This window comes from Halobacillus aidingensis (genome assembly GCF_900104185.1).
Taxonomy (GTDB): Bacteria; Bacillota; Bacilli; order Bacillales; family Halobacillaceae; genus Halobacillus; species Halobacillus aidingensis.
Window position 1 is genome coordinate 26,443 of record NZ_FNIZ01000021.1, and the last position, 9,482, is coordinate 35,924.

10 protein-coding genes are annotated in these 9,482 nt (G+C 43.3%); 8 read left to right on the top strand and 2 right to left on the bottom strand.

The window, feature by feature from the left end; all coding sequences use genetic code 11:
- The first annotated feature begins 112 nt into the window (after positions 1 to 112).
- From BLS23_RS16895 to BLS23_RS16915, 5 genes are all read left to right on the top strand, one after another.
- The gene (locus BLS23_RS16895; protein ID WP_089654226.1) at positions 113 to 844 is read left to right on the top strand and encodes an MBL fold metallo-hydrolase; all 732 of its coding nucleotides are present in this window, start codon (positions 113 to 115) and stop codon (positions 842 to 844) included.
- A 66-nt stretch (positions 845 to 910) separates the two neighbouring features.
- Positions 911 to 1,912 carry a lipoate--protein ligase gene (gene lplA, locus BLS23_RS16900; protein ID WP_089654227.1) on the top strand — a complete coding sequence of 334 codons (1,002 nt, stop codon included), beginning with the start codon at positions 911 to 913 and terminating at the stop codon, positions 1,910 to 1,912.
- A 163-nt stretch (positions 1,913 to 2,075) separates the two neighbouring features.
- The gene (locus BLS23_RS16905) at positions 2,076 to 3,617 is read left to right on the top strand and encodes a fatty acid--CoA ligase family protein (protein WP_089654228.1); all 1,542 of its coding nucleotides are present in this window, start codon (positions 2,076 to 2,078) and stop codon (positions 3,615 to 3,617) included.
- A gap of 135 nt (positions 3,618 to 3,752) precedes the next feature.
- A complete protein-coding gene (locus BLS23_RS16910; protein ID WP_089654229.1) occupies positions 3,753 to 4,688 on the top strand; it encodes a hypothetical protein in 936 nt (311 codons plus the stop codon).
- A 943-nt stretch (positions 4,689 to 5,631) separates the two neighbouring features.
- On the top strand, positions 5,632 to 6,381 hold the full coding sequence (locus tag BLS23_RS16915; RefSeq protein WP_089654230.1) for an SDR family NAD(P)-dependent oxidoreductase: 750 nt from the start codon (positions 5,632 to 5,634) through the stop codon (positions 6,379 to 6,381).
- On the opposite strand, the gene BLS23_RS16920 is transcribed toward BLS23_RS16915, so the two are convergent.
- Complete coding sequence (locus tag BLS23_RS16920) at positions 6,382 to 6,828, bottom strand: DUF3939 domain-containing protein (protein WP_089654231.1); 447 nt, start codon at positions 6,826 to 6,828, stop codon at positions 6,382 to 6,384. It abuts the gene before it with no gap.
- Between the two features lie 306 nt (positions 6,829 to 7,134).
- Here BLS23_RS16920 and BLS23_RS16925 point away from each other — a divergent pair, with 306 nt between their 5' ends.
- The gene (locus tag BLS23_RS16925; RefSeq protein ID WP_089654232.1) at positions 7,135 to 7,662 is read left to right on the top strand and encodes a competence protein ComK; all 528 of its coding nucleotides are present in this window, start codon (positions 7,135 to 7,137) and stop codon (positions 7,660 to 7,662) included.
- Here BLS23_RS16925 and BLS23_RS16930 read toward each other — a convergent pair.
- On the bottom strand, positions 7,583 to 7,999 hold the full coding sequence (locus tag BLS23_RS16930; RefSeq protein ID WP_089654233.1) for a YhjD family protein: 417 nt from the start codon (positions 7,997 to 7,999) through the stop codon (positions 7,583 to 7,585). The genes BLS23_RS16925 and BLS23_RS16930 overlap by 80 nt on opposite strands.
- 211 nt (positions 8,000 to 8,210) lie before the next feature.
- Between BLS23_RS16930 and BLS23_RS16935 the strand changes: the two genes are divergently transcribed.
- Positions 8,211 to 8,858, top strand: a complete 648-nt coding sequence (locus tag BLS23_RS16935; RefSeq protein WP_089654234.1) for a TVP38/TMEM64 family protein — start codon at positions 8,211 to 8,213, stop codon at positions 8,856 to 8,858.
- A 54-nt stretch (positions 8,859 to 8,912) separates the two neighbouring features.
- Positions 8,913 to 9,449, top strand: a complete 537-nt coding sequence (gene lepB / locus BLS23_RS16940; RefSeq protein WP_089654235.1) for a signal peptidase I — start codon at positions 8,913 to 8,915, stop codon at positions 9,447 to 9,449.
- Positions 9,450 to 9,482: the final 33 nt, after the last annotated feature.

Genomic DNA, 9,482 nt, shown 5'->3' on the forward strand with positions numbered 1-9,482 from the left:
CGCCTCCAATTAATTTTTAATGTAAAACCATTGTATTATAACAATATTCAGAAATCAACCATCTGTTATAAAACAATGTACAATTAGGCTAAAAGTTTTAGGAGTGATGAAAATGAAAGTGACAATTATCGGTTATTGGGGAGCTTACCCTGCAGCGGGTAGTGCAACTTCTGGGTATTTATTTGAAAAAGACGGGTTTTCGATGCTAGTCGATTGTGGGAGCGGTGTGTTATCACGGCTGCAACAATTTAAGAAGGTAGATGAACTGGATGCGGTCGTTCTTTCTCATTATCATCATGACCACATTGCAGATATTGGACCTCTTCAATATGCCTGCCTTGTTCAGAATACCATTGCAGAGACAAACAAAACGCTCCCAATCTATGGCCATAAAGAAGAGAAGGGTAAGTTTGAAACGTTAACACATCAATATACGAAAGGAATAGCTTATGAGCCTGGTAAAACACTGGAAGTAGGTCCTTTCTCCATCCAATTCCAAAAAACGAATCATCCTGTCTCTTGTTATGGTATGCGGATTTCTGATGGTAATGACACGGCGGTTTACACAGCAGATACAAGCTATTTCAAGGAGTGGGCGACATTTGCAAAAAATGCGGACCTTCTGATTACAGATACAAACTTTTATAAAGACATGGACGGAAAGAAAGCGGGGCATATGACGAGTACAGAGGCAGCCACCATTGCTGAAGAGGGCAATGTGCAGACATTATGGCTCAGTCATTTGCCACACTTTGGGCAGCTGACGAGGCTGCGTCAGGAAGCGGAGGATATCTTCGGCGGAACCATTCAACTGGCGGACGAAGGGCTTACATGGAGTAAATGAATTGTTTCCAAGCCCCTAAACGATTACAATGGTACATGGACAATACGGACTGAAAGGATGAAACGCATGCTTTTTATTGACCATGAGGGGATTAATGATCCTCGCATTAACTTGGCCATTGAAGAATACGCATTAAAAAATCTCGATATCAACAACACTTACTTACTGTTCTATATCAACGAACCTTCCATCATCATTGGTAAAAATCAAAATACGGTGGAAGAAATCAATACAAGCTATGTAGAGGAAAACGGGATCCATGTTGTTCGTCGTCTTTCCGGCGGAGGTGCGGTGTATCATGATCTAGGAAACTTGAACTTCAGTTTCATTACGAAGGACGATGGGGACAGCTTTCATGATTTCGCTAAATTCACAAAACCGGTAACGGAAGCACTGAAGAAATTGGGTGTAAACGCAGAGTTGTCCGGACGTAATGATATTGTGGCAGAAGATGGCAGGAAAATTTCAGGGAATGCCCAATTCTCAACCCGGGGCCGTATGTTCAGTCACGGTACATTAATGCTTGACTCAGAAATTGAGAACGTTGTTTCTGCTTTAAACGTGAAAACGGAGAAGATCAAGTCGAAGGGAATTAAATCGATTCGTAGTCGTGTCGCAAATATTTCTGAATTCCTTGATGAAAAAATCTCTATGGAAGAGTTCAAGAACTTGATCCTCCGCTATATTTTCAATGTCGAAGATGTGAAGGATGTTCCTCAATATAAGTTGACGAAAGAAGATTGGGAAAACATTTACAAGCTGGCAGAAGAACGCTATAAAAATTGGGACTGGAATTACGGCAAGTCTCCGAAGTTCAACATTCAGCATACGAAACGAATTGAAGGTGCCGGCAGCTATGACATTCGTCTCGATGTAGCCAAAGGGCACATTCAGAATGCGAAGATCTTTGGTGATTTCTTTGGTGTTGGAGACATCAATGAGATTGAAGAAAAACTAATTGGCACGAAGTATGAACGCCAGGCGATATCTGAAGCTCTAGGTGATGTGGATGTTTCTCACTACCTGGGTAAAATCAGCAAAGAAGATTTTCTTGATATGGTATATTAACAAAAAAGGAACGGTCCTCACCTAAGGATCGTTCCTTTTTTGTTAATTCCACTCCAGGTGCCTTAGGACGACAAATGTTGCTAAATAGTTTTCAGTATTTTATAATTATATTGAAAATTAATATAATGAATGACTATTCATTCATAATTAAGGGGGAGCATACATGAATCTAAGCGAACAACTGTCGCTTACGGCTCAGCGTCATCCCGCTAAAGATGCCTACATATTTCAAGGCGAGCGGGTGAGTTATCAAGAGTTTGATGCAACAGTCACTAAATTCGCTTCTAAGTTGTCTGAACTAGGTTATGGAAAAGGAGATCATTTGGCGCTTGTGAGCGGCAACAGTCCTTTGTTCATGATTGGACTTTACGGAGCACTCCGAGCAGGAACAACCGTCATACCAATTAATCCTACGTACACCGTTGATGAAATGAGTTACATTTTGAAAAATGGAGACGTCAAGGCTGTGATGACGATGGATGTATTGATCGAGAAGTTTGAAGTTATGGACCATGACCTCGATGTTGGCCACTATTTTGTAGCAGACACCGGAACTGGTGTGGATTTGGAGACTTCTTCATTAAACGAAAAAATGAAATCGTTTACAAGTGTTGTTGCGGACGGAAGTTTAGATTATAAAGCCTCTCCACTTGATGATCAGGACGTGGGAGTTATTCTGTACACATCCGGAACAACAGGAAAACCGAAAGGCGCGATGCTCACACATCAAAATTTATACTCGAACGCGACGGATGTAGCGGATTACCTGCAAATCACTTCAGATGATCGTGTGATTGCTACGTTACCAATGTTTCATGTTTTCTGCTTGACGGTCTGTTTAAACGCTCCCGTCATGAATGGCGGAACCGTTCTAATCGTACCTAAATTCTCTCCTCAAGAAGTATTTGCAACTGCGGAAGAACACGAGGCAACGGTGTTCGCGGGTGTACCGACCATGTATAACTATTTATTACAGACCGGAAAAGAACAGGCACCAACGTTCCGCCACATGCGTCTTTGCATTTCTGGAGGTTCCTCCTTGCCGGTCGCTTTATTGGAATCATTTGAAAAACAGTTCAACGTACGTGTTTCGGAAGGTTATGGACTCTCAGAAGCCTCACCTGTTACAGCTTTCAACCCCTTGGATCGACCAAGAAAAGCAGGATCCATCGGGCAAAATATTAAAAATGTCGAAAATAAAGTGGTGGATGAACTGGGCGAAGAGCTTCCTGACGGTGAGGTAGGCGAATTGATTGTCAAAGGTCCGAATGTCATGAAGGGATATTATAAACTTCCTGAAGAGACTGCTGTTACGATTCGGGATGGTTGGTTATATACAGGAGACATGGCTCGTCAGGATGAGGACGGATATTTTTACATCGTCGATCGTAAAAAAGATATGATCCTTGTTGGAGGATATAACGTCTATCCAAGAGAAGTAGAAGAAGTATTGTACCAACACGAAGATGTCACTGAAGTTGCAGTTGTAGGAACACCTGACCCTGAATTAGGGGAGACGGTCATCAGTTTTGTCGTATCTAAAAATCCAACGTTAACAGAAGCACAACTGACCGAATATTGCCGGGATCATTTAGCGAAGTATAAGGTTCCTTCTCGCATTGAATTTATGTCAGAGCTTCCTAAAAATACGACAGGAAAAATCCTTCGCAAAAATTTACGGGAACAACTTACGAATTCTAAATAAGATCACATTATACAAAAAGCTCAAAGTCTCTCAGACTTTGAGCTTTTTAAATCTTCCTCTTCGCTTGCAATGTTATTGGGGATGGTTGGAACTTTTTCTTTTGCGAGACGTAGAAAATAGAAAGGGGGAAGAGTGATGGAAGAATTACATGAATCATTAATGGAAGCTAGAAGAAGATATCTCGAGAAAGAACGTCTACATAGAGAGAGGGAACAATTAAAAAAAGAACATAAAGAACTGCGTGCTAAAGAACAGCACTACTTAGAAAAGCTCAAGGAAGAACAAGAAGATGTCGAAAAACTGGAACGCATGAGCCTTACGAATCTATTTGTTACGATCACAGGTAAAAAGCTGGAGAGAGTGGAACAAGAGAAGCGTGAGGCTGTGGAGGCTCGCTTGAAATGGAGGGAAGCTCATCAATCAGCTCTTGAGGTAAAAAAGGAAGAAAAAGCTCTTTCTGAGAGAATCACAGCTTGTGGAAATCCGAAAGCGGAGTATGAGGGGCTGTACCAGAGAAAGAAGCAATTCCTTATTTCTAAAGGTGAGGAAAAAGGCGAGCGGTTGCTTAAACTTAGTGAAAAACGATCCATGCTCCAGGCGGAGTTGGTTGAAATTAATGAGGCGATCCATGCAGGGCAGTCCGCCATGCAATCCTTGGAAAAAGCATCGGTTTCGTTGACTTCTGCTGAAAACTGGGGAGCACTGGATATGCTGGGAGGGGGGCTTTTGACTACGGCCGTCAAGCATTCGCGTGTAGATGATGCAGATACCGCCATTCACACCGCACAAAGACACTTGCGGAAGTTCGCAAATGAAATTGAGGACCTTGGCAATCATTACGATATTAACCTCCGTATATCTGGCGGTTTGACAGTTGCTGACTATTTTTTGGATGGTTTACTTGTGGATTGGTTCGTCCAGAATAAGATTCAATCCTCTCATGAAGAAGTAAGGGAAATTAGAAAAAAGACTCATGAAGCTCTTCTTGATCTCGAATCACTTCAACGTCAATTTGCAACAGAAGAAACCCAATTGACAAAGGAGATGGATCATATTGTCCGATATACGTGATTGGAAGATTCAGTTGTCGCATGTCATTTACTAGAAAATTCGCACCAGTTTGCGGACCTCCGCAACTTTTTTTCGGTGAATCCGGACCTAGGATATATTACAATAGAAACAGATAAGCGGTGATGCTTATTTATCTCATAACTATTTATGATTTGGTTGTCATAAATAGGTCAGTAACGTTGTTTACTGATGAGTGTCATGGAAAAGTCTTTCCTCTCAAAAGAACTTTTCCAACAATTTATTCCCTCACTCAAAAGTTAACCAGTCGTCTCTTTTGGCCCATGCTCACGTGAGCATGGGCACTTTTTTTGTCTTTTCTTATCCCACAAAAGCTCCCTTTTCTTGAAGACTCAGTTTCGAGACTTTTGTTGAGTGGAGGGGGGGCTGCGGGGAATGACTCGCTTTCCGTGGGAGCGCGGTGAGCCTCCTCGAGCTTCGCTCTGCGGGGTCTCACCAAGCACTTTTTTCCCACAGGAGTCTCGCCATTCCCCTCCGCCCCTTTGCCATATAAGGATCTCTAAACTTCTGGAATAAGTTGCTTTTACTCACAAGGAAAGTGGAGGAGTATGAACTTCCATGACCGCCATTCTGAATGGAAAAGCTTAGTCTAGAGCGCTTTATTACTATAGACCAGGAATTGTGGAAAACACTCATCCTCGGTAAAGGGGTTCGTTTCACGTACACATTGAATGGGGTGGTTGGGAAGCTGCGAGACTCCCGTGGGAGAAGGAGATAGGCGAGATCCCGCAGGACAAAGTCCGAGGAAGCTCGGCGCTCCCCCACAGGAAAGCGAGTAGCTTCCCAACCACCCCTGGCACTCAATGCGGCAAACGAACCCAGAAAAGTCTCGAAACTTAGTCTTACACAATCATGCCAAATACTTTAATAAACTTTGCTGATTGTGTGAAAAATAACGGAATGATGGATGGAAGGGAGCTTAAAGATGGTGAAAAAATTAGAGGGTCAAGTTGTGTTGGTGACTGGTGCAAATCGTGGACAGGGAAAGGCAATTGCAGAATATTTGTTATCTCTTGGCGCAAAGGTGGCGTTTGGGGCGCGAAATGTCAACCTTGCTGAAGAGGTGGTAACATCTACAGGGTCTCCGGAAGCATTTGCTGTACAGTTAGATGTAACGAAGAATGAGGAATGGATAGCTGTAATGGCTAAGGTCGTGAAGAAATTCGGCCGGTTGGATGTGCTTGTGAACAATGCTGGCCTGTTGATCCGCAAACCTTTTATAGAGATGAAAGCGGAGGAGTATGAGCAATTGATCCAAGTAAATCAGCTGGGGGTCTTTTTCGGAATGCAGGCAGCTATCCCTTATATGATCGAACAAGGGAAGGGTTCCATCGTCAATAACTTATCTATCTCTTCTTTCGCTCCGATTAGTCAGTCATCTGCATACGCAGCAACGAAAGCATCTGTGGTGGCGATGTCAAAAGCTGCAGCTATTGAACTCGGACCATCAGGGGTTCGTGTCAATATGGTTCACCCAGGCGGGGTTGAGACTGAGATGGCGACAGAGGGAAAAGGGGTACCGGAATTTTATGATTCGATCCCGCTCGGCAGGATCGGGCAGCCCCTGGAAATAGCGAAAGCTATTGCTTTTTTTGCTTCTGACGACAGTTCCTATTGTACGGGAACGGAAATCGTTGTGGATGGCGGGATGACATTAGGGACGGCTGATCGCTGATTATTCAGGCTTTTTGTAGGTGATCATAAATTCTTCTTTTGTAAGATAAAAGTCACGTTCTGGTCTGCGTTGTAACAAATGATGATTTTCTAGCTTATAATAACTTATCCGTTTATATGGGTCATCATCTATGACAGGAAGCTCCTGTGTCTGTTTCATATATTGGTCGACGGCATGTTGAACAAGATCGATATCCAGCGCAAGATTCCGGTCCTGTTCTTCAAACAACTCATAGGTTTCCCGGGACATGTAGAAGTTTTGAATAGGCACAGCCTTTAAGTAGGGGGCTAAAAGTTCATAATCCAAGGTAAGGTCCTCTTTGATGATCACACTTAGAGGAACATCGCTCGGCTTGGCATCCGCATAGGCATGGACGGCTTTTCGGACATCGTGGATGGATAAATCCTTTTTCTCCAGTTTCGGCTTCTTGTTTTTTCGACTCCACATGTGTATTCCTCCTAAATGAAATTTTGCTTGAGAGGTGTTTCGAATGAAAGATCAACCGGTTCAGCCTGAACTCGATTTCTTCACATTACTTAATCCTGACTTTGGTCGTGGTGAAGAGCAGAGAGGAAACAAAGGGCAGAAAGAAGAAAAGGTGTAATTGTAGTATAGCAGAATTGTCGAAATGAAACATTTTTTAAGAATGTTTAGACTTTTGTCGGGTGATTTGGTAAATTAAAGAAGATGAGCGGTAGGTTCGACCTGAGTGTAGAGCTGCCGCCACTTGAAATGAAAGAGGTGTTGTAGTGGATGACATATGTTCATGGAAAAGAATACGAGATTAATCCGCAGACCATTGCTCTTATAGCCAAAAACAAAGAGGATGGACAAGCTATGACAGAAGTTATGGAGACGGATGAGCGCTTTGTCATTTCCAAATGTCCAAGTGATCTTATCGATCGTTCCTGCCGTTATTTTGCAAGCAGCCTCGATGGTCGGATCGCTGGCACAAAGCAATTGACCGGTTACACGCACAAACCCCCGATTGTCATATCAGAAGCGATGGGCATTTATTTCTTCCCGATTATCTCCCCGAAACGAAAAGACTGCTCCTGGATCGCCCACAAATATATTCGCTCCTACCGTGGAGAGCCCAACAAAACGACGACCGTTCAATTCGCGAACGGTATGTCCGTCAATCTTCCCGTTTCTGATGGCATGTTCGCCAATCAGGTCCAGCGAACCGCTCATTTGCGCGTCATTCTTGAGGACCGTTTCCATTCGACACCTTTGGTTGCTGATCATCGTGCTGAACGGATCGCTGAGACCTTCTCATAAGCTCGAATAAAATGTTTTCCACTTTTTTTCTGATGGCTGGGTTGAAATAGTTGCGTTTCTCCTCATATCCATGAGCTAAAAAAAGGAAAGAGGTAAATGAATCGTTCCTGCCTGATTCAACCACCTGCAATTTCATTTGATCCATTTGCTTTCTTAGTTCTCTCCGTTCCTTTCGCGCTTCCAGTTCCATTTTTCCGAGCATCTCCATGTACGGCTCCTTGATTTTGAATTTCCCTTGCTCCATGTGTTTCCGATCCTGCCTGATCACAGTGATGGCCATAGATAAAAACAAATAGCGGGAAGCGAGATCCAATTCGTTTTGTTTTAGATACCTCATGTCATTCTCCTCCGAATACGAACAAGTGTTCTTGTTTGTATTATACCACGGAAAGGTCCAATGTATGCAAGATAGTTTTACAAAAAGGTTGAAAGTGGCAAGAAGGGGAAATGCTAGATATGGGCTCACATACTGGTAGGCATGGAGCAGAATTTCAGATAAAATAAAGAAAAGCATACACTGGTCGCTAGTGTACATAAGGAGCAGCATCATGGATTCAGTGTTTGGAAAAATAAACCAATGGCGCCATTTAGCGGAGAATGATCAATTATTTGATTACATCATCAGACAGCTTGAAGGATTGGAACGTTTTGGACCAATCCCGGGCATCCTATTTCCTCTTATCGAAGCGTTTTTGCCGATTTTGCCACTTGTCGCCTTTGTTTTGGCCAATGCTGTGGTGTATGGGTTATTCAAAGGATTTCTTTATTCATGGCTTGGGGCCGTTTTCGGATCCTTGTGCGTATTTTTTATTATTCGCCGATTAGGGGACAAGCGTTTGTTCAGGAAGATTACAAGGCAAAAGCAAGTGAAGAAAGTGACGAAGTGGGTGGAAGAGCATGGGTTTGGACCACTGTTCCTGCTCATGTGCTTCCCCTTTTCTCCCTCATCCATCATTAATGTGGTTTCTGGGTTATCTAATGTCAGCCGGCAGCAATTCATCCTAGCTGTCCTTTTGGGCAAAGCCGTGATGATTTTTACAATTGCCTATGTAGGTTCGAGCATCGCATCGTTTGCGCAAAATCCAGTGAAATCCATTGTTGTCGGCGTTTGCATTCTGCTCTTTTGGGTGCTTGGGAAGTATATTGAAAAGAGAATACAAATAAAAGCGGAACAGAAAGCGTACAGCGGGGATTAAGTTTGTCTCAGCCGGGGTAAAATGTTTGTAGCATAACACCTGGAGGCGCAAATAATGAAAAAATATAAAAGAGCGATCCGAACGGTATTAATCGCCCTATTGCTGGCTTTTGTGTTCCGCTCTTATTTATTCGCGAGCTACATTGTAGACGGCGAATCAATGGAGCCGACGCTCTATGACGGGAATTTATTGATGGTCAATAAAGCTGTCTACGATTGGCAGGATATAGGAAGGCAGCAGGTCATCGTTTTTCACGCAAATGAACAAGAGGATTATGTAAAGCGGGTCATCGGAATTAGCGGGGATGAAATTGCTGTTCGGGATGATCAGTTATATATCAATGGTAAACGTGTCGACGAAAGTTACCTCGACCCACTCCGTCCGAATGATGGCCTGCCTTTTACGGAAGATTTCACCTTGGAAGATGTGACGGGTCATCAGAAGGTCCCTGAAGGTCACTTATTCGTAATGGGGGACAACAGACGGGACAGTCTGGATAGTAGATATTTCGGGTTTGTACCCGCTGATACCGTCGTCGGAAAAGTGGATGTACGCTACTGGCCGATGAATCAACTCGGCGTGCAGTTTTAACCGCAACCGTCCTTAAAGGGCGGTTTTTTTATG

Bases quoted from the DNA above. Each gene is read 5' to 3' on its own strand.
- BLS23_RS16895 (WP_089654226.1), top strand. From the start codon at position 113: ATGAAAGTGACAATTATCGGTTATTGGGGAGCTTACCCTGCAGCGGGT.
- lplA (WP_089654227.1), top strand. From the start codon at position 911: ATGCTTTTTATTGACCATGAGGGGATTAATGATCCTCGCATTAACTTG.
- BLS23_RS16905 (WP_089654228.1), top strand. From the start codon at position 2,076: ATGAATCTAAGCGAACAACTGTCGCTTACGGCTCAGCGTCATCCCGCT.
- BLS23_RS16910 (WP_089654229.1), top strand. From the start codon at position 3,753: ATGGAAGAATTACATGAATCATTAATGGAAGCTAGAAGAAGATATCTC.
- BLS23_RS16915 (WP_089654230.1), top strand. From the start codon at position 5,632: ATGGTGAAAAAATTAGAGGGTCAAGTTGTGTTGGTGACTGGTGCAAAT.
- BLS23_RS16920 (WP_089654231.1), bottom strand. From the start codon at position 6,828: ATGTGGAGTCGAAAAAACAAGAAGCCGAAACTGGAGAAAAAGGATTTA.
- BLS23_RS16925 (WP_089654232.1), top strand. From the start codon at position 7,135: ATGACATATGTTCATGGAAAAGAATACGAGATTAATCCGCAGACCATT.
- BLS23_RS16930 (WP_089654233.1), bottom strand. From the start codon at position 7,999: ATGAGGTATCTAAAACAAAACGAATTGGATCTCGCTTCCCGCTATTTG.
- BLS23_RS16935 (WP_089654234.1), top strand. From the start codon at position 8,211: ATGGATTCAGTGTTTGGAAAAATAAACCAATGGCGCCATTTAGCGGAG.
- lepB (WP_089654235.1), top strand. From the start codon at position 8,913: ATGAAAAAATATAAAAGAGCGATCCGAACGGTATTAATCGCCCTATTG.